The sequence below is a fragment of the Gordonia sp. L191 genome (assembly GCF_030077625.1).
Classification (GTDB): Bacteria; Actinomycetota; Actinomycetes; order Mycobacteriales; family Mycobacteriaceae; genus Gordonia; species Gordonia polyisoprenivorans_A.
In genome coordinates, this window is record NZ_CP125996.1 from 3,753,178 (window position 1) to 3,772,719 (window position 19,542).

At 66.7% G+C, this 19,542-nt stretch carries 15 protein-coding genes; 6 read left to right on the plus strand and 9 right to left on the minus strand.

The window, feature by feature from the left end; genetic code table 11:
- Positions 1 to 185 precede the first annotated feature (185 nt).
- On the plus strand, positions 186 to 2,300 hold the full coding sequence (locus QNM97_RS16980; RefSeq protein WP_283819508.1) for a HelD family protein: 2,115 nt from the start codon (positions 186 to 188) through the stop codon (positions 2,298 to 2,300).
- A gap of 22 nt (positions 2,301 to 2,322) precedes the next feature.
- Here the strand turns inward: QNM97_RS16980 and rsmA are convergent, their stop codons facing one another.
- From rsmA to QNM97_RS17000, 4 genes are all read right to left on the minus strand, one after another.
- Positions 2,323 to 3,240: a 16S rRNA (adenine(1518)-N(6)/adenine(1519)-N(6))-dimethyltransferase RsmA gene (gene rsmA / locus QNM97_RS16985; protein WP_283819509.1), complete on the minus strand. Its 918-nt coding sequence runs from the start codon at positions 3,238 to 3,240 to the stop codon at positions 2,323 to 2,325.
- Positions 3,203 to 4,285, minus strand: a complete 1,083-nt coding sequence (locus tag QNM97_RS16990) for a resuscitation-promoting factor (RefSeq protein WP_283819510.1) — start codon at positions 4,283 to 4,285, stop codon at positions 3,203 to 3,205. Before QNM97_RS16990 ends, rsmA begins: the two co-directional genes overlap by 38 nt.
- A gap of 178 nt (positions 4,286 to 4,463) precedes the next feature.
- On the minus strand, positions 4,464 to 5,438 hold the full coding sequence (locus QNM97_RS16995; RefSeq protein WP_283819511.1) for a TatD family hydrolase: 975 nt from the start codon (positions 5,436 to 5,438) through the stop codon (positions 4,464 to 4,466).
- Positions 5,439 to 5,503: 65 nt separating this feature from the next.
- Complete coding sequence (locus QNM97_RS17000; protein WP_283819512.1) at positions 5,504 to 6,382, minus strand: PhzF family phenazine biosynthesis protein; 879 nt, start codon at positions 6,380 to 6,382, stop codon at positions 5,504 to 5,506.
- A 106-nt stretch (positions 6,383 to 6,488) separates the two neighbouring features.
- Here QNM97_RS17000 and QNM97_RS17005 point away from each other — a divergent pair, with 106 nt between their 5' ends.
- Together QNM97_RS17005 and QNM97_RS17010 are read left to right on the plus strand one after the other, a co-directional pair.
- Complete coding sequence (locus tag QNM97_RS17005; RefSeq protein WP_283819513.1) at positions 6,489 to 7,199, plus strand: HAD family hydrolase; 711 nt, start codon at positions 6,489 to 6,491, stop codon at positions 7,197 to 7,199.
- Positions 7,196 to 9,550 carry a glycoside hydrolase family 65 protein gene (locus QNM97_RS17010; RefSeq protein ID WP_283819514.1) on the plus strand — a complete coding sequence of 785 codons (2,355 nt, stop codon included), beginning with the start codon at positions 7,196 to 7,198 and terminating at the stop codon, positions 9,548 to 9,550. Before QNM97_RS17005 ends, QNM97_RS17010 begins: the two co-directional genes overlap by 4 nt.
- A 33-nt stretch (positions 9,551 to 9,583) precedes the next feature.
- Here the strand turns inward: QNM97_RS17010 and QNM97_RS17015 are convergent, their stop codons facing one another.
- Both QNM97_RS17015 and QNM97_RS17020 read right to left on the minus strand, forming a co-directional pair.
- Complete coding sequence (locus QNM97_RS17015) at positions 9,584 to 10,699, minus strand: alpha/beta hydrolase (protein ID WP_283819515.1); 1,116 nt, start codon at positions 10,697 to 10,699, stop codon at positions 9,584 to 9,586.
- 69 nt (positions 10,700 to 10,768) lie between these two features.
- Positions 10,769 to 11,884: an alpha/beta hydrolase gene (locus QNM97_RS17020; RefSeq protein WP_283819516.1), complete on the minus strand. Its 1,116-nt coding sequence runs from the start codon at positions 11,882 to 11,884 to the stop codon at positions 10,769 to 10,771.
- Positions 11,885 to 12,178: 294 nt separating this feature from the next.
- Between QNM97_RS17020 and metG the strand changes: the two genes are divergently transcribed.
- Positions 12,179 to 13,765 carry a methionine--tRNA ligase gene (gene metG / locus QNM97_RS17025; protein WP_283819517.1) on the plus strand — a complete coding sequence of 529 codons (1,587 nt, stop codon included), beginning with the start codon at positions 12,179 to 12,181 and terminating at the stop codon, positions 13,763 to 13,765.
- A gap of 10 nt (positions 13,766 to 13,775) precedes the next feature.
- A complete protein-coding gene (locus QNM97_RS17030; protein ID WP_283819518.1) occupies positions 13,776 to 14,978 on the plus strand; it encodes an aminodeoxychorismate synthase component I in 1,203 nt (400 codons plus the stop codon).
- Between the two features lie 15 nt (positions 14,979 to 14,993).
- Here the strand turns inward: QNM97_RS17030 and rsmI are convergent, their stop codons facing one another.
- A complete protein-coding gene (gene rsmI / locus QNM97_RS17035) occupies positions 14,994 to 15,845 on the minus strand; it encodes a 16S rRNA (cytidine(1402)-2'-O)-methyltransferase (RefSeq protein ID WP_283819519.1) in 852 nt (283 codons plus the stop codon).
- A gap of 109 nt (positions 15,846 to 15,954) precedes the next feature.
- Here rsmI and QNM97_RS17040 point away from each other — a divergent pair, with 109 nt between their 5' ends.
- The gene (locus QNM97_RS17040) at positions 15,955 to 17,499 is read left to right on the plus strand and encodes a dolichyl-phosphate-mannose--protein mannosyltransferase (protein ID WP_283823233.1); all 1,545 of its coding nucleotides are present in this window, start codon (positions 15,955 to 15,957) and stop codon (positions 17,497 to 17,499) included.
- 21 nt (positions 17,500 to 17,520) lie between these two features.
- On the opposite strand, the gene QNM97_RS17045 is transcribed toward QNM97_RS17040, so the two are convergent.
- Positions 17,521 to 18,345, minus strand: coding sequence for an alpha/beta fold hydrolase (locus QNM97_RS17045; RefSeq protein ID WP_283819520.1), 825 nt, complete (start codon positions 18,343 to 18,345; stop codon positions 17,521 to 17,523).
- Positions 18,346 to 18,462: 117 nt separating this feature from the next.
- The gene (locus QNM97_RS17050) at positions 18,463 to 19,521 is read right to left on the minus strand and encodes a GlxA family transcriptional regulator (protein WP_283819521.1); all 1,059 of its coding nucleotides are present in this window, start codon (positions 19,519 to 19,521) and stop codon (positions 18,463 to 18,465) included.
- Positions 19,522 to 19,542 lie beyond the last annotated feature (21 nt).

Consider the following 19,542-nt stretch of genomic DNA (forward strand, 5'->3'; position numbering starts at 1 on the left):
CTTCGCGCTGGAACGCAGTAAGATGTGGGCCACGAAAGTACTGTTCTGTCAACGGATCTCCATTGAACACGCCCTGACCTCCGTTCCCGCGCGAAGGCCATGACTGGACTGCGAAGTCAACGTTGCATAGTCGGTGCCCGCCCTCCACAGTGGACGTCGTTGGTCGAACGACGGAAGACGGGGCAATGGCTGAGATCACCGACAGGGCAACGCAGATCGCAGAGGAGCAGATCCCAGGGGAGCAGCACGCCGTCGACGAGATGTACGCACGCCTCGACACCGAGACGATGACCGGTCTCCGAGCGCGTGAAGAGGCCCTCTCGTCGCCCATCGACGGTCCCGGAGATCGTGTTGCGCGAGACGCCGAGCTGTCACGTCTGGACAAGGCCGTCCGCCGGCTCCGGAACGCGGAACACGCACTGTGTTTCGGGCGAATCGACGGAGCGGACCACGGCGCACCGATGTACATCGGTCGGGTCGGGCTCCTCTCGGACTCGGACCGTACCTTGCTCGTGGACTGGCGGGCCGACGCTGCTCGACCCTTCTACGCGGCGACTGCCGCGTCACCGCTCGGGGTGCGTCGACGTCGCCACCTGCGATTACGAGACCGTAACGTCGTCGAGCTCACCGACGAGATCCTCGATGGGACCGCACCGACCGATACCGACGTCGTCGGCGACAGCCCCCTCGTCTCCGCACTGAGTGGAGCGCGGACGGGTCGGATGCGCGAAGCGATGGCGACCTTGCAAGCCGAGCAGGACGAGATCGTCAGATCCGAACACCGCGGAGTCATGGTTGTCGATGGCGGCCCGGGAACGGGGAAGACGATCGTTGCCCTGCATCGGGCGGCGTATGTGCTGTACGCGTTTCCCGCGATTGCCGATCGCGGAGTATTGGTGTTCGGACCGAACAGGCGATTTCTCACCTATATCTCCGACGTTCTGCCGTCCCTGGGTGAGAACGATGTCGCCCTGCGTACGACCACCGACCTCGTGGACGTCACGGTGACTCGCACAGAGGCCGATCCGATCGCACTCGCGAAGGGGTGCACGCACTTTGCCGAACTTCTCGCCGGTCGGGTCGAGGCCTCACAGCCTCGTGGGATACCTCTTCGATTGCGGACCGGGTACGGCGCGGTCGTGCTTGATCCCGCGCGCGTGGATGCCGCTCGCCGCAGTGCGTTGCAGGGCGGGGTCGGCCACAACCGGGCGCGTGAGGCATTCCTCGAACAGATCGTTGATGAGGTGGTTACCGAGCTGGAAGCACAAACCGCACAGGAGATCTCGGACTTCGAGGACGAGATCAGGAACGTACTCGGCATCGATCTCGATCGAATGTTCGCCGGCGAGGCCAGGCTCTCGGCGCATGACGACGACGGCAGCGGGGAGCTCGAGATCGACTGGGACCGTATCCACGATGATCTCCTCGACGACGCCGAGATCACACGGGCCATCGACGAGGTCTGGCCACTCCTCACCGCCGACGACGTGGTGCGTGACGTGCTCACCGACGCCGTCTCGCTCACCCGCCACTTCCCCAGGTGCACCGACAAGGACGTCGCCTCGATCGTCAACGGCGCTCGACAAGGTTGGAGCATGGCCGATCTGGCGCTCCTAGATGAAGCCCGGACACTCGTCGACGGGCCACCGGAGTCGGTATATGGGCACATCGTCGTCGACGAGGCGCAGCAACTCTCGCAGATGCAGTGGCGGATGCTCTTGCGTCGATGCCCGAACCACTCGATGACCATCGTCGGCGACCTCGCCCAGTCGGGACCGACCACGACCATCAGCTGTTGGGGCGAGGCGCTGCACCCTTTTGTCGTCGACCGCTTTGTCCACCACACCCTCACGATCAACTACCGCACCACCGCGGAGATCTTGGAAACCACCGCGTCCGTCCTCGCGCGTATCGCTCCCACACAGCGGCTCTCACGCTCGATACGTCATGGCGAGTATCCGACGACCGGCATCGTCGCGAACGATGCCGTCGACGCTGAGGTGGACGAACTGGTCGCGGCGATGCAGGCAGCGCACCCCGGGGAGCTCATCGGCATCATCACCACGGCACGGCGCGCATCGTGCTCCGACGCCGGCGCACTCGGAGACGATGTGATGGTCGTGCCGGCCGCCGACGCGCGTGGTCTGGAATTCGACACCGTGATCGTGCTCGGCGCCAACGAGATCCGGGGTGCGGACGACTCCGGTCTCCGAGATCTCTACGTGGCACAAACCCGGGCGACCAAGCGCCTGATCATGCTCGACATCGGCGGGCCCGTTCCTGACGACGGTGCGACCTGAGTGCTTCCCGCTAGTGGTGCGCTCAGTCGCCTGACGGGACCTGCGCCAACCGGACGAAGTCGTCGACGTCGAGCTTCTCGCCACGGATCTGCGGGTCGATGCCGGCGGCACGCAGCCGACGCTCCGCCTCGGCCGCCGAGCCGGCCCACCCGGCCAGCGCCGAGCGCATCGTCTTGCGGCGCTGCGCGAAGGCGGCGTCGATGACGGCGAACACCTTCGCCCGCACCGCGGGATCGTCGGAGTAGCGTGAATGTCGTTGTACGCGAACCAGTCCGGATTCCACCTTGGGTTCCGGCCAGAACACGTTGCGGCCTACCGCACCCGCCCGCGACACGTCACCGAAGTAGCGGGCCTTGACGCTCGGGACGCCGTAGATGCGGCCGCCCGGTCCGGCGGCGAGGCGGTCGGCGACCTCGGCCTGCACCATCACCAGGGCGGTCTGCAGCGTCGGGCACTGCGCAAGCAGGTACAGCAGCACGGGGACCGCGACGTTGTAGGGCAGATTCGCCACGAGCGCGGTGGGCGCGGCGGGCAAGTCGTCGGCGAGCACCGTCATCGCGTCGGCGGTGACGACGTCGAGCGCAGCCGACCGGGACGGCGCGTACTCCGCCACGGTGGCGGGAAGGCGCGCGGCCAGGACCGGGTCGATCTCGACGGCGATCACGCGTGAGACGGTGCCGAGTAGGGCCAGGGTCAGCGAGCCGAGGCCGGGACCGACCTCGAGCACGACGTCGTCGGCGCCGACACCGGATGCGGCCACGATACGTCGCACCGTGTTGGCGTCATGGACGAAATTCTGCCCGAGGGTCTTGGTTGGGCGAACGCCCAGTTCGGTTGCCAGAGCCCGGATCTGAGCCGGACCGAGTAGGCGCGAATGCGCAGGCGCGTCGTCGGCGGTCAGATCAGAGCCCCAGCCGCGACGAGCACGACGGCCACGCACCCCAGCCCTGTGCGGCCTGGGTCTTCTCGGCGATCGCGATCTGCTCCTCACGGGTGGCGAGGTCCGGGCGCGGTGCGAATTCCTGACCGCCCCAGCGATCCCAGGTGTTCTGGTCGAACTGGATACCGCCGTAGAAACCGTTGCCGGAGTTGATCGCCCAGTTACCGGTCGATTCACACTGGGCCAGCGCATCCCACACCGAACCGAACGGCACGAACGGTGCGCCCGGCTTGGTTCCGACGCGAACGGTGGCCGCGACCGGCTGGGTGAGCACGTCCTGGCCGATCTTCACGCGCTTGGTGATCTTGCCGTTGACGGTGGTCACCTCGTACTGAACCTTCGCACGGCCCGGCTTGCCGGGCTTGACGACGACGCGGCGATTCTTGATCAGGGTCGGATCGTCCTGGGTGACGTCGGGAGCATTGACGTCCTCTTCGACCGTGGTCTCGGTGGTGCGGATGCGGGTGACGTTGATGACCGTGCCGTCGGTGACCTTCGCGTCGGCGGCCGGGGTGACCTTGTCGGCGTCCTGCAGCGGCGCACCGATGGTCTCGAGGGCCTGCGACACGGTGTCGGCGGGCACCGACTTGATCGAGGGCACCCCGCCGTCGATGATGACGAGCTTCTTGGGGAGCGTGACGTCGACGACCGCGCCGTTGACCGGGATCGGCCCGTTCGCGTTGAAGTTCGCCTGGTCGGCGCCGTGTGCGAGCCCCTGCTGGGCGAGGAGTTGGTTCACGTTGACCGCAGTCGTCTCGACGACCCGCTTCTCGCCCTCCACATCGAGGACGACCTGCTTCTTGCGGTGGAAGGTGATCGTCTGGCCGTCGGAGAACGACGAATCCGGGGACGGCGACACCATGTCGCCGCTGACCGGCTGGTAGCCCTGCGACTCGAGCAACGAGTCGACGTTCATCGTCATCGTGGCGACCTGGATCTTCTGGCCGTCGACATCGATGGTGACGTGTTTGTGCATCGTCACGCCCATCACGCCGCCCGCGGCGACGGTGCAGAGCACGGCCCCGATGGCGATGCGGGCGCGCATCGACTCCAACGTGTGGATTCTCGCGAAAACAGACAAGGTCAAGCATCCTGATCGACGACGTGGTCATCCCCCGACACCGGCGCGAGGTGGTCGTCCCGGACCGGCCCGAGGGCCCACATCCCGAGGAACAAACCACCGCCGTGGCGACGGATCACAATACGATAACGAGCAGGGGTGATTACTGCAAAGACAGCCGATACACGCGTCGCGCGTTGTCGCCGAGCGTCTGCGCCATCGTGTGCTCGTCCGTTCGACGGACATCGGCGAGCAGTCGCGCCGTGTACGGCAGGCAATAGGACTGATTCGGCTGGCCACGGTAGGGATGCGGGGTCAAAAACGGTGCATCGGTCTCCACGAGGATCTGCCCGTCGGGCACCAGGTGAGCCGCCTCACGCAGCTCGCCCGCATTGGCAAATGTCACAGTTCCAGCAAAACTCAGAAAGTAGCCGCGATCTATGCATTCGCGAGCAACGTTCCGGTCACCGGAGAAGCAATGCATGATCACGGCGTCCGGTGAGCCCTCGGCCGCCAGGATGTCGAGAAGGTCGTGGTCGGCCTCCCGATTGTGGATCATCAACGGCTTGCCGATCCGCTTGGCCAGATCGATGTGCCAGACGAACGCCTCCTTCTGCACCTCCGGCGACGCCGCCGACTCGGACTTGCCGGGCCAGTAGTAGTCGAGGCCGGTCTCACCGATCGCCACCACCCGCGGATCGGCGGCCATCTGTTCGAGCTCGGCGCGCGCCGCATCGTCGAGTTCACCCGCGTGGGTGGGATGCAGTGCGACCGCGGCAAACGCCCGGTCGTCCCAGTGCGCGGCGTCGAGGGCCCAGCGCGCGTCGATCATGTCGTCGGCGACGGTGACGACCTGTCCGACGCCCACCGTCTCGGCGTGATCGAGGATGGCCCGGACCGAGTCGGCGTCCCGCCCACCGCAGGCGGCGAGATGGGTGTGTGCGTCGACCAGTCCCGGCAGCGGCTCGGGGTCCGGCGGCGGCTCCCGACGACGCCGCTTCTTGGCCGCCTTGGCGCTCTCGACCTTCAGCGAAGCGCTGTCGGCGGAGTGATGAGCGCTGTCGGCGGTGTGGAGGGCGCTGTCGGCGGAGTGATGAGCGCTGTCGGCGGTGTGGAGGGCGCTGTCGGCGTCGGTCATGGGGCCAACTGTAGGGCTCGGCGCACCGGGGTCGGGGTTACCGGGGGTCGGAGTTACCGGTCTGCCTACAGGTCGACGCTGCCGGTGATGACGGTCGTGCTCTCGCCGCCGATCCAGATGTTGTCCCCGTCGTCGGTGACGTGCACGCGTCCGGACCGGCCGAGGACCGTTCCCTGTGCGGCCACATAGGTCGACGGCGCGAGACCGGCGCTGCGCAGCCACATCGCGATGCCCGCGTTGAGACTGCCGGTGACCGGGTCCTCGGGGATGCCGTCGCCGGGTGCGAACGCGCGGACCTCGAACATCACATCGGTGTCGGGGGCGGTGGACTCGGTGTGGGCGCCGACGAGCCCCACCTCGTGATCGCCGAGCGCGGCGAAGTCGGGGGTCACCTCGAGCACGCGCTGCGCCGAATCGAGCTGCAACACCATCCACCGCGGCCCGTTGATCACCCATTCGGCGGCGAGTACGTGCCGCGGGTCCACGCCGAGGGCCGCGGTCACCTCGGCGCGGGTGTCGTCGGCGACCGGCCCGGAGCGACTCAGCGGCGGCGCCGCGAAGGCGAGACGTCCGTCGGTCCGTCGGACGCGGACCAGTCCGACACCGCACTCCTGCACGATGTCGTCGCCCGCGGCGACACCCCCGGCGGCGAGCCACGCATGCGCCGACCCCAGCGTCGGATGCCCGGCGAAGGGCATCTCCGAGCCGGGAGTAAAGATCCGCAGCCGGTAGTCGGCGTCCGGGTCGGTCGGCGGCAGCAGGAAGGTGGTCTCCGACAGATTGGTCCATCGGGCGAACGCCGCCATCTGTTCGTCGCTGATCCCGTCGGCGTCCACGACCACCGCCACTGGATTACCGGAGACCGGTTGGGACGCGAAGACATCGACCTGGGCGAAGCGGCGGGACTGTACGACATCACGAGACATGGCCTCATGGTTCATCATTCGCGTCGCGCGCGTCCACACATTTGTGCACCTGCGCGACACCCCGCGGATCCGCGTCGCTCGCATAGCGCGCCCCAGCCGCCACAGACGGGTAGCGTGGCCACTCGTGTTGGGTTTGCCAGATGACGTCACCGTCGCGCTCTTCGATCTCGACGGTGTCCTCACGAGTACCGCCGTCCTGCATCGCCACGCATGGAAGGCGGCGTTCGATGCCTACCTTCTTCAGCGCGACGGCGAGGGGTTCACGCCGTTCACCGAGCAGGACTACCTCGACCATGTCGACGGCCGTCCGCGCGACGACGGTGTGCGTGCCTTCCTCGCCAGCCGCGGGATCGACGACGTCGACGACGCGACCGTCGAGTCGATCGGCGGCGGTAAGAACGAGATGTTCCTCGCCAGCCTCGAACGTGATGGGGTGAACCCGTATCCGGGGTCGGTGCGCTATCTGCAGGCCGCCAAGGATGCCGGTCTGCGGATCGCGGTGGTGACCTCGTCGAAGAACGGTGCCGCGGTGCTCGACGCCGCCGATCTGTCGAAGTTCGTGGAGGTTCGCGTCGACGGTCTCGAGACCGCGGCCGCGGGTCTGCGCGGCAAACCCGCCCCCGATTCGTATCTTCTCGGAGCACAGCGGATGGGCGTCGAACCCGCCGCCGCCGCGGTCTTCGAGGATGCGATCTCCGGAGTCCAGGCCGGTGCCGCCGGTCATTTCGGCTACGTCGTCGGTATCGACCGGGTCGGGGGCACCCAGGCCGCGTCGATGACCACGGCCGGGGCGTCCATCGTCGTCAACGATCTCGAGGAGTTACTCCCCGCATGAGCACCTCCGACAACGCCTACGGATTCGACGTCCACCCATGGCAACTGCGCTGGCGCGGACTCGACATCGACATGCTCGGACGCACCGAGACCCTCTTCGCACTGTCCAACGGACACATCGGGTTGCGCGGCACCTTCGAGGAGGGTGAGCCAGTCGATCATCCGGGCACCTACCTCAACGGTTTCTACGAGCAGCGGGGCCTGCCGTATGCCGAAAGTGGTTACGGGTACCCCGAATCCGGGCAGACCGTGGTCAACGTCACCGACGGCAAGATCATCCGGCTGCTCGTCGAGGATGAGCCGATGGACCTGCGTTACGGTCGCACGGAGGAGCACGAACGTGTGCTCGACTTCCGCACCGGCACGCTGCGGCGCAGCACCCTGTGGACCTCCCCGACCGGCCGGACCGTGCGCATCAAGTCCGAGCGACTGGTGTCGTTCACCAAGCGCACCATCGCAGCGATCCACTACGAGGTGGAGCCGGTCGGCGAGGACATGAAGCTGGTGCTGCAGTCGGATCTGCTTGCCAACGAACCGATTCCGACACCGGGTAACGATCCGCGCCTGGCGGCCGCACTCGATCAGCCGCTCGTCTCGGACCTCGCAACCTGCCGCAACTACTGGGGCATCCTGGTCCACCACACCAAACGCTCGGGCCTGCACATGGCCGCCGGCATGGACCACCAGATCGAATTCCCGGATCGCGCAGACACTTTCATTCGCGCCGACGGCGATCTCGCGCGACTGACGGTGGCCGCCAACGTCCCCGAGGGCACCCGGCTGAGCCTGACCAAGTACATCGGGTACGGCTGGTCGGCGCGGCGCTCGGTGCCCGCCCTGCGCGCACAGGTCGACGCCGCGCTGGCGATGGCGATGGAGACCGGCTGGGAATCGTTGAAGTCCAACCAGGCCGCCTACCTCGAGGACTTCTGGCGCGACGCCGACATCGAGCTCGACGGCGATCCCGAACTACAGCAGGCGATCCGGTTCGCCCTGTTCCACGTGCTCCAGGCAGGCGCGCGCGGCCAGTCGCGCGCGATCCCGGCCAAGGGCCTCACCGGCCCCGGCTACGACGGCCACACCTTCTGGGACACCGAGAGTTTCATCCTGCCGATGCTGACGTACACGGTGCCCGCGGCAGCCGGCGAGGAGTTGCGCTGGCGCCACGCCACCATGGACAAGGCCAAGGCGCGCGCCGCCGAACTCGCCCAGCGCGGCGCGATGTTCCCGTGGCGTTCGATCAACGGCGACGAGTGTTCGGGCTACTGGCCTGCGGGCACCGCGGGCGTGCACGTCAGCGCCGACATCGCCAATGCGACCGGCCGGTATCTGCGCGCCACGCACGATGAGCAGTTCGAAACCGAATGCGGCGTCGAGATCCTCGTGGAGACCGCCCGCCTGTTCGCCGGCCTCGGACATCACGACGTCAACGGCCACTTCCGGATCGACGGCATCACCGGACCCGACGAGTACACCGCCGTGGTCAACAACAACATCTTCACCAATCTCGCTGCGCAACAGAATCTTCGGGATGCGGTGGCCGCGGTGCACCGACGTCCGGATCTGGCGCAGCAGTTCGGGGTCACCAACGCGGAGTCGGCGCACTGGGAAGCCTGCGCCGACGACATGGTGATGCCCTATGACGAGGCGCTCGGGGTGCACCAGCAATGCGAGGCGTTCACCCTGCTGGGGGCATGGGATTTCGAGGCCTCACGCGGCAAATACCCTCTGCTGCTGAACTATCCGTACTACGAGCTGTACCGCAAACAGGTCGTCAAACAGGCCGACCTGGTATTCGCCATGTACCTGTTCGGCGAGAGTTTCACCCCGGAACAGAAACTGCGGAACTTCGACTACTACTACCCACTGACGGTGCGGGATTCGTCGTTGTCGGCGTGTTGTGAGGCGGTCACCGCCGCCGAGGTCGGCTACCCCGACCTCTCCTACGATCTGCTCGTCGAATCGGTGTTCACCGACCTGCACGATCTGCACGACAACGTCGCGAGCGGTCTGCACATCGCAGCGCTCGCCGGAGCATGGATGGATTGTGTGGCCGGGTTCGGCGGCATGCGCGACTTCGGCGGCAACATCACGTTCGCGCCGAGACTGCCGACACGACTGGACTACCTGTCGTTCCGGATGACGGTGCGCGACTCCAAGATGCTGGTCGCCATCGACAAGAGCTCGGCGACGTATCGCCTGCTCTCGGGACCCGACATCGACCTCGCGCATCACGGTGACAAGTTCACCCTCACCGAGGGCACACCGGTCACCATGTCGATCCCGGAGATCGCCCTGCGTGAGCCGCCCAAGGCCCCGCCGGGATGCGAGCCCTACCGCCGTCAGATGTGAGCGCCCGGGCGGCCCCCGAACTTGTCGTTACCGTCAGTGCGTCTGGGCCGCTTGCGGATCCGAGATGACGTAGCGGTCGGCGAGCTCGCCGAGTTCACGCAGCACCCGCTTGGACGACTCCGCCCACGGCATGAGGATCGGGAAGACGTGGAACATGCCACGCTCCTCCCTCCCGGTCACCGGTACCCCCGCGGCTTCCAGGTTCTCGACGAATTGCCGAATGCCGTCACGGAACATCTCCACCTCACCCCAGCAGACGAACGTCGGCGGGAACCACTCCGGGTCGGGATGGCCGTAGACCGCCGAGACCCGGTCGTCGTTGGGCTGCACCCCGCGCAGGTACGGCGCGACCGGGATGCTCCACGGCAGGATGTCGTACGGCGCGTTCTCGACGATGGAATCGTGGTCGAGATCGAGGTCGATCTCCGGTGAGAACAGGGCCAGCGCAGCTGGTTTGGGGAGATCGTGATCGCGCAGGTAGGCCACCAGCGAGGTGGCGAGCCCGCCACCGCCGGAGTCCCCGGCGACCACCAGATGCGCGGGGTCGACCCCGCGCTCGAGCAGCCCGCGATAGACGTCGGCGGCGTCGTGCACGCCGGCGGGGAACGGGAATTCCGGCGCCATCCGGTAGTCGGCGATGAAGATCTCGAACCCGGTGAGACGGACGAGGGCGGCGGCGAACGCGGCGTACATCATCGGTGAGGTACCGATGTAGCCGCCGCCGTGCAGATACAGCATGGTGCCGTCGATGGCCTTCTTCTGCTCGGCGTCGTCGACGTAGGAGTCCGTCGAATCCTTGGCGCGACACCAGATCCCCGGAATCCCGGCGATCTCGTCGGCGACGATCTCGACCTTGCCGGCCAGGCCGACGACCGGCGGGAGCACGATCTTGCAGATGTCGTCGATGAATTTCTCCATCGAGCGGAACTCCTCGATCGGCAGGCCCATCGAATAGCCCATGAACGCGCGGATCGTCTGTCGGGTCACCGATTGTCCGAGGTTGTCCAGGAGGCCACCGGGACCGCTCCACGGCTTCTGGAACGGGACCCGGGCGAGTCCGTTGAGCATGCTCTCGGCCAGACCCACCACGGCCAGCGCGCTCACGGGTCCGGATGCGGTCGCTACCTCGGGACGATCAGCCATCACCATGCGGCCAGCCTAGGCGCCACGCACGCGACACCGCTTCTCGGTGGGTTCGCCCCGCCGGCGGAGCGCTCGTCAGTGCGTGGGCGCGGCGGCCGGGTCGGGGGTGACGTGGCGGTCGACGAACTCGTCGAGTTCGCGGTACACCTTGTGCGAGCTCTCCGCCCACGGCATCAGGATCGGGAAGACGTGGAACATCCCGCGTTCCTCCAGCGACATGACCTCGATGTCGGCGGCGCGCAGGGTCTCCACGAACTCGCGGATGGGGTCACGGAACATCTCGTCGGCACCCCACGTCACGAAGGTCGGCGGGAACCATTGCGCGTCCGGTTCGGCTTTCGTCATCGACACCCGCGTGTCATCGGGTGAGACGCCGTGCAGATACGGCGTGACCGGCACATTCCACGGCAGGATGTCGGTCTTGGCGTTGTCGGTGATCGACGGGTGGTCGAGATCGAGATCGACCTCCGGGGAGAACAGCGCCAGAGCCGCCGGGCGCGGCGACCCGATCTCCGACAGATAGGTGACCAGCGAGGTCGCCAACCCGCCGCCACCCGAATCACCGGCGATGACCAGGTGATCGGCGTCGACGCCACGTTCGAGCAGTCCGCGATAGACATCGGCGGCGTCGTGCACGCCGGCGGGGAACGGGAACTCCGGTGCCATCCGGTAGTCGGCGATGAAGACCTCGCATCCGGTGCCGCTGCACAGGGATGCGGCGAAGGCCGAGTACATCATCGGGGTGGTCCCGATGTAACCGCCGCCGTGCAGGTAGAGGATGGTGCCGTCGATGGTCTTCTTCTGCTCGTCGTCGTCGACGAAGGCATCCGAACTCGCCCGCGACCGCACCCACAGTCCGGGCACCCCGTTGATCTCGTCGTCGGTGACCTCGACGTCGTCGGTGAGGTGGATGAACGGTGGGATGACCGTCCGGCACAGTTCGTCGAGCACCTTCTCCATCGACCGGAACTCCTCGATGGGCAGGCCGACGATGTAGCCCATGAACGAGCGCACGGCCTGACGCGTCACCGACTGCCCCACGTTGTCGAGTAGTCCGCCCGGCCCCTGCCAGAACCGGCGGAACGGCACGCGGGCCAGGCCGTTGAGCATGCTGTCGGCCAAACCGACCATGGTCAACGCGGTCACCGGCGCCGATGCGGTTGCGACCCCGGGACGATCAGCCATCACCATGGGGCCAGGGTATCGGGTGATGTCCGAATCGCACCGGTCATCCGCGACCGGCCGGGGACTTGGCGGCACGCCCATGTCCCGGAGCCCAGAGCCTGAGCCGGCCGTACGAATACAACTTCCACGGAATCGGGCGAAAACAGCCGAAAATCGGGGTCGGTACCCCGCTGCGGTGGAAGCTGTATTCGTACACCGCGTACCAGCCACCGGGAGCCACGCGATTCGCCGACGTTCGCGCTGACCAGAGCGTGACGGGGTGGGCTGTGGCCGGGAGCGACCCCGTATCCTGTCATCACTATGCCCAGTGACCTGACCAGCACCGACGCCCCCACCTCCGACGCGACCGCCTCGCACGGAGCGGGCCGCCCGTACTACCTCACCACCGCGATCGCCTACCCCAACGGCGCACCGCACATCGGGCACGCCTACGAGTACATCTCCGCCGACGCGCTGGCCCGGTTCAAGCGGCTCGACGGCTTCGACGTGCGCTTCCTCACCGGCACCGACGTGCACGGGCAGAAGATGCAGCAGACCGCGGAGAAGGAGGGCATCCCGACCGCGGAACTCGCCAACCGCAACTCCGACCGTTTTCAGGAGTTGCAGGACCGTCTCGGTTCGAGTTATCACCGCTTCATCCGGACCTCCGACGAGGACCACAAACGGGCCTCGGCGGCGATCTGGCAGCGCATGGTCGACGCCGGCGACATCTACCTCGACACGTACTCCGGGTGGTACGACGTGCGCGACGAGATGTTCTACGCCGAGGGCGACACCGAGGTCGACGACGCCGGGCAGCGCGTGGCCACCGACACCCGTCACGTCCTGACCTGGACCGAGGAGCAGAGCTTCTTCTTCCGGCTGTCGGCGTATCAGGACAAGTTGCTCGACCTCTACGAGAGCCATCCGGAGTTCGTCGGGCCCGACGTGCGGCGCAATGAGGTGGTGAGCTTCGTCAAGGGTGGGCTGACCGATCTGTCGGTGTCGCGCACCACTTTTGACTGGGGTGTGCCGGTGCCCGGGCATCCCGATCACGTCATGTACGTGTGGGTCGACGCGCTGACCAACTATCTGACCGGTGCGGGTTTTCCCGACGACGAGGCCACCTACGAACGGTACTGGCCGGCCGATCTGCACATCATCGGCAAGGACATCATCCGCTTCCACTGCGTGTACTGGCCGGCGTTCCTGATGAGCGCAGACCTGCCGCTGCCCAAACGTGTGTTCGCCCACGGCTTCTTGTTCAACCGCGGCGAGAAGATGAGCAAGTCCGTCGGCAACGTCGTCGACCCGGACAACCTCATCGACGAGTTCGGTCTCGATCCGGTGCGGTACTTCTTCCTGCGCGAGGTGTCCTACGGGCAGGACGGGTCGTACTCGGCGGAGGCGATCGTGTCGCGGATCAACGCCGACCTGGCCAACGAATTCGGCAACCTCGCCCAGCGCACCCTCTCGATGATCGGCAAGTACTTCGACGGCGCGGTGCCGGCTCCGGCCGAGTTCACCGAGGACGATCGGCGATTGCTCACGGCCACAGACGAATTGCTACCGAAGATGCGTGAGCACTTCGACGCCCAGGCGATTCATCTCGGTCTCGAGACGCTGTGGACGACGCTGGCCGAGACCAACCGCTACATCTCCGCACAGGAACCGTGGAAACTGGCCAAGACCGATCTGGCGCGCACCGGCACCGTGCTCTACGCGTGCGCCGAGGTCGTGCGTGTGGTGGCCCTGTTGGCCCAGCCGGTCATGCCGACGGCCTGCGGCACACTGCTCGATCTGCTGCGCGTCGGCGACCACCGCGACTTCGCGGCCGTCGCGCAGCGACTGGTGCCGGGAACCGAACTGCCCAAGCCCACACCGGTTTTCCCTCGTTACGAGGCGTGATCGTTCCGGCATGACGGCCACCGCGCTCGACGTCCTGCGGTCGTTGCGGCACGCTGCGACAAAAGAGGGCGTGCCCGGTCCGGCGGCACTCATCGGCGACTGGTGGGATGCCGACGCGGTGATCGCGCCGTCGATCGAGATTCGCGCCGGGGCGGGCCCACCCGACCGCACCGACCGATTCTGGTTGGGCTACTGCGGTTTCGGCGGTTCCTACGCGCCTGCGGCCACGTTGCCGTCGTGTGCGGGCGGACTCACCGAGCATCTACTGGTGCTGCGCAGCGGGCAGTGGCGACACGTGTCGGTGAATGGCTCACCGCAGCCCGACTGGGTGACCCGGGCGATGGACGACGCCGCGCTGGGGCGGGTCGGCGGGAACATGCTCTGTTCGGGGTCGATACGCTCGGGGTCGCGGTGGTCGGCACGGTGGACACCTCCGGACCACGCCCACCACGTGGAGGCCATCGAGAAGTGTCTGGAGGCGATCCGCGCCGGCGACATCTACCAGGCGTGTGTGTGCACCCGATTCACCGGCCACCTCGACGGGTCGGCACTGGAGTTCTACCTCGACCTCACCGGTGCGACCCGACCGGCCAAATCGGCCTTCCTGCAGGGTGATTGGGGTGCGGTCGCAAGCTTCTCACCGGAGACGTTCCTGCGCCGCACCGGCAACATCGTCTCGTCGTCGCCGATCAAGGGCACCATCGCCGCCGACGCCGACCCGAGCGTGTTGTCGGCGTCGACGAAGGACATCGCCGAGAACATCATGATCGTCGACCTCGTCCGCAACGACCTCGGGCGCGTCGCGGTCACCGGATCGGTGCGGGTCGCCGACCTGCTCACGGTCGTCCCCGCACCCGGTGTGTGGCATCTGGTCTCGCGGGTGGAGGCCATCGTGGCACCCGACGTCGGCACCTCGCGACTGCTCGACGCCACCTGGCCACCGGCCTCGGTCACCGGCACCCCGAAACTTCGGGCGCGCGAGCTGCTCGCGGAGTGGGAATCGTCGGCGCGTGGAGTGTATTGCGGTGCAGTCGGTCTCGCCGGACCCGATTCGCTCCTGGATCTCAACGTGGCCATCCGCACCGTCGAGATCTCCCCCGACGGCGGGCTCGGGCTCGGCGTCGGCGGCGGCATCACCATCGACTCCGACCCCGAGCGTGAATGGCAGGAGTGCCTCGACAAGGCGGCCAGCATCATCTCCGCACAAGCCTGACGTCCGACCTCGCGATCAGTCCGGTGACCGCGCCGCCAGCACCGCCTCGTACACGTCGCGTCGAGAGGCGTTGGTGCCCTTGACGACCTGCGCACACGCATCTTTCAAACGCATTCCGTCGTCGGTGAGTGCTATTGCGCGGGCGACGAGTTCGTCGAGGTCGGGGTCGCCTGCGACGGCACCGGCCACCACCACGGTGATCTCCCCCTTGACACCGCCGGCGGCCCACGCGGCCAGTTCGGCGAGCGTTCCGCGCCGCACCTCCTCGTAGGTCTTGGTCAGCTCACGGCACACCGCCGCGCGGCGCTCCGGGCCGAGAACCTCGACGGCGTCGGCGAGACAGTCGGCAAGTCGGTGCGGCGATTCGAAGAACACGGCGCTGCGTGACTCGTCGCGCAACGCGCCCAGCCAGTCGCGGCGCGCCCCGGACTTGCGCGGCGCGAACCCCTCGAAGCAAAACCGTTCCGACGGCATCCCCGACACCGCCAGCGCGGTGGTGACCGCCGACGGCCCGGGCAGTGCGGTCACCTGCAGTCCGGCGTCGGCGCAGGCCACGACGATGCGATAGCCGGGGTCGCTGACCGATGGCATGCCGGCGTCGGTGATCAGCAGCACCGTGGAACCGGCGGCGATGGCCTCCACGAGGCGCGGGGTGCGCGCGGCCTCGACCTGGTCGTAGTAGCTGATGAGTTCACCGGCGATGGTCACCTCCAGCCCGGCGGCGAGCGCGCGGGCGCGGCGGGTGTCCTCGGCGGCGACGATGTCGGCGGTGCGCAGGGCCTCGACCAGGCGAGGTGACGCGTCGTCGTATCGGCCCATCGGGGTGGCCGCGAGCACCAGGGCACCCGCCGGCAACGGCGAAGTCATCCCGCAAGCCTACGGCCTGGCCGGTCGCTGTCCGGCGACCATTACGATCGGACGAGTGACCCTCACCGCCGGCGACGTCGCCCAGCGCGACCGACACCTCAGCGCCGAGATCACAGCGTCGGCGCACCCGACCGCGCCACGACCCGGTCCGGAGATCCCGACGCCGGTGTTCGGCGCTCCCGATCGCGTTCGCGGACTGATCGTCGGCCTGGTCATCACGTTGCTCGCGACGATCACACGCTTCTGGTCGCTGAACACGCCGACCGACGACGGCACCCCGATCTTCGACGAGAAGCACTACGTCCCGCAGGGCTGGCAGGTCCTCACCGGCGGCAATTGGATCGAGGACAACCCGGCCTACGGGCTGGTCGTGCATCCACCGGTCGGCAAATGGCTGCTCGCTGCCGGCGAGGCGATGTTCGGCTACACCCCGCTCGGGTGGCGTGTGATCTCGGCGCTGTCGGGCATCGCGATCGTGGTGATGATCTACCTCGTCGTACGACGCATGACCCGATCCACCCTGATCGGTGCAATCGCCGGGATCTTCGCGATCTGCGACGGTGTGCTCGTCGTCCAGTCACGGCTGGGCATGCTCGACATCTTCCAGGCACTGTTCGTCGTGGCGACCTTCGCCGCGCTGATCGCCGACCGCGACCAGGTGCGGGCCCGTATGCACAAGGTGTATCTGGAAGGCCGCATTCACGATTCGGTGTTCGGCCCGCGCCTGGGATTTCGCTGGTATCGCTTCACCGCGGGCGTCATGCTCGGGCTGACCTGCGGCACCAAGTGGTCGGGGATCTACTACATCATCTTCTTCGGGCTGCTGTCGGTGGGCTTCGACGTCGCCGCCCGCAAGGCTTATCACGTGCATCGCCCGTGGCTGGGCACGCTGCGTCGCGACGTCGTCCCGGCGGGCATGAGCCTTGCGGTGATGCCGATCGCCATCTACCTGGCGACGTTCATCCCGTGGTTCTCCAGCGAGACGTCGGTGTACCGCTATCAGGTCGGCAACACCATCGGCACCGGCGGCACGTGGTCATGGTTGCCCGGCGCGTGGCGCTCACTCTGGTACTACGAGGCCGGTGTCCTGAACTTCCACGAGCATCTCACCAACTCGGCGGGCAACCACCACCCGTGGGAATCCAAACCGTGGACGTGGCCGATGAGCCTGCGGCCCATGCTCTATGCCCTGGAGAACGGACCCGACCAATGTGGCGGCGGGGAATGTGTCCGCGCGCAGATGCTCATCGGCTCACCGGCGATGTGGTGGTTGTCGGTACCCATGCTCCTCTGGGGCATGTGGTCGTGGTTCGTGCGACGCGACTGGCGCTACGCCGCGGTCGTCACCGCCTACGCTGCCGGTTATCTGCCGTGGTTCATCGAACTCGACCGTCAGATGTACTTCTTCTACGCGACGGTGCTCGCGCCGTTCCTGGTGATGGGATTGGCCCTGGCCTGCGGCGACATCCTGCGCGGATCGCGACGCGCCGTGCCGGGCACCAGACCGGAGAGACAGGCGCTCGCGGTCATCGTCGTCGCCCTCTATGTGGGGCTCGTCGTCGCCAACTTCGTCTGGCTGTGGCCGATCCTGACCGCCTCCCCCATCTCGCCGACGATGTGGCGGCAGGAGATCTGGCTGCCCAGCTGGGGCTGAGCAGCCAGACCTCCTGGTGTGTCACGACGTGATGAATTCCAGCAGATCGTTGTTGATGACGTCGGCGTGCGTGGTGGGCATGCCGTGCGGATAACCCGGATAGCTCTTGAGCGTTCCGTTCGGTAGCAGTTGCGCCGACAACGGACCCGAATCGGCATAAGGCACCACTTGATCGTCTTCACCGTGCATGACCAGAGCGGGCAGTGTCACCGCTTGGAGGTCGGCGGTGAAATCGGTCTGCGAGAACGCCACCACGCCGTCGAAGTGTGCCTTGGCACCTCCGGCCATGCCTTGCCGCCACCAGTTGGCGATGATGCCTTCTTTGGGTTCTGCACCCGGGCGGTTGTACCCGTAGAACGGACCTTCGGCGAATTCGCGGAAGAAGTCCGCGCGACGAGTCGCCACCTGCTCCTGCACATCGTCGAAGAATTCCTTGGGCAGGCCGTCGGGGTTGCTCTCTGTCTTGACCATGATCGGTGGTACCGCGCTGATCAACACCGCCTTGGCGGCGCGGTCCTGTCCGTGCCGCGCCAGATAGTGAACGACCTCGCCACCGCCGGTGGAATGGCCGACGTGCACCGCATCGGTGAGTTCGAGGTGCTCGACGACAGCCGCGAGATCATCGGCATAGTGATCCATGTCGTGACCGTCGGCGACCTGCTGCGATCGGCCGTGTCCTCGACGATCGTGGGCGACCACACGAAATCCCCGGCGAACGAAGAACATCATCTGTGCGTCCCAATCGTCGGACGACAGCGGCCAGCCGTGACTGAAGACTATGGGTTGTCCACTGCCCCAATCCTTGTAGAAGATCTCGACGTCGTCCTTGGTGGTGATGGTAGGCATGAATTCTCCTCGTGAGATGGGTGTCGATGCACTCGCTCATCGCGCGGGTGTGCGCCCGGTTCGATGACGCCCGCGACGTGACAACGGTTCCTCGAATCGCGTCACTACCAACAGTATTCACCCTGTGGAGGCTCTCCCACCCACACCAGACGGGACCGAAATCCCCCGGTTTGCGACATGGCGCGCGGGCAGAGCCTGCGGTGTGCTCGACCCGGTCTGGACCTGTCGGGCGAAAGCGCTGGGCGAGATGCCGATCCGAGCGACGAAGGCCCTCCGCATGATCTCCGCACTGGAATATCCTGCGCCGGACGCCGCCGCGGCGAGATCGTATCCACCGCGGAGCCGATCGCAGGCGATCTCGAAACGAAGGTCGGCCACATAGCTTGCGGGAGTTGTCTGCAACTCCTGCCGGAAGATCCTGGTCAGCTGACGCTCACTGAGATTGGCTGCGGCAGCCATGGTTCGGACGGTGTGCGGCGAGGCGGGGTCGGCCCGCACGCGATCGATCACCTGTCGAATGAGGTCGAGTCCGCTGACCGGTCCGGCGCACACCGGAGAGATCTGCGACTGATGTCCCCGCCGCTGGGTGTACACCAGGAGGTCGCGCGCGATCCGATCGGCAATCTCGCTTCCGAGATCATCGGCCACGAACGACAGGGCCAGATCGATACCGGCGGTGGCGCCGGCAGAGCTGTAGGTGCTGCCGTCGCACACGAAGATGGCGTCCTGGGCAACCGTGATCGACGGATATCGTCGTGCGAGTTCCGCAGTGTACTTCCAATGCGTAGTGGCCCGACGGCCATCGAGGAGCCCCGCGGCCGCAAGCACGAAAGCGCCGGTGCACACCGAGGCGACCCGACGGGCCCGTGAGGCGAGTTCGCTGACGGTGTCGACGAGCTCCGGCACGACGAAGCGGTCGGGCGAGACCGCACTACCGGGAATGATCAAGGTGTCGAGAATTCTTGATTCCATAATCGGGCTGGTTGTCAGCGACGCTCCGATCGACGTGGTGACCGCGCCGACCGCCGAGACGACCTTGAGCTCGTACGCTCCAGTTACCTGCCGATTTGCCGCGACGAAGACCTCAGCTGGACCACTCAGATCCAACAGCAGCACGTCATCGAATCCCACCAGAACCACCGTGCGTGTATCCGCCGACCGGAGTTCATCACCCATTCTGGAATGATAGATCCAAAA

Coding starts and splice junctions, on each gene's coding strand:
- QNM97_RS16980 (WP_283819508.1), top strand. CDS start 186: ATGGCTGAGATCACCGACAGGGCAACGCAGATCGCAGAGGAGCAGATC.
- QNM97_RS16990 (WP_283819510.1), bottom strand. CDS start 4,285: ATGCGCGCCCGCATCGCCATCGGGGCCGTGCTCTGCACCGTCGCCGCG.
- QNM97_RS16995 (WP_283819511.1), bottom strand. CDS start 5,438: ATGACCGACGCCGACAGCGCCCTCCACACCGCCGACAGCGCTCATCAC.
- QNM97_RS17000 (WP_283819512.1), bottom strand. CDS start 6,382: ATGATGAACCATGAGGCCATGTCTCGTGATGTCGTACAGTCCCGCCGC.
- QNM97_RS17010 (WP_283819514.1), top strand. CDS start 7,196: ATGAGCACCTCCGACAACGCCTACGGATTCGACGTCCACCCATGGCAA.
- QNM97_RS17015 (WP_283819515.1), bottom strand. CDS start 10,699: ATGGTGATGGCTGATCGTCCCGAGGTAGCGACCGCATCCGGACCCGTG.
- QNM97_RS17020 (WP_283819516.1), bottom strand. CDS start 11,884: ATGGTGATGGCTGATCGTCCCGGGGTCGCAACCGCATCGGCGCCGGTG.
- metG (WP_283819517.1), top strand. CDS start 12,179: ATGCCCAGTGACCTGACCAGCACCGACGCCCCCACCTCCGACGCGACC.
- QNM97_RS17030 (WP_283819518.1), top strand. CDS start 13,776: ATGACGGCCACCGCGCTCGACGTCCTGCGGTCGTTGCGGCACGCTGCG.
- rsmI (WP_283819519.1), bottom strand. CDS start 15,845: ATGACTTCGCCGTTGCCGGCGGGTGCCCTGGTGCTCGCGGCCACCCCG.
- QNM97_RS17045 (WP_283819520.1), bottom strand. CDS start 18,345: ATGCCTACCATCACCACCAAGGACGACGTCGAGATCTTCTACAAGGAT.
- QNM97_RS17050 (WP_283819521.1), bottom strand. CDS start 19,521: ATGGGTGATGAACTCCGGTCGGCGGATACACGCACGGTGGTTCTGGTG.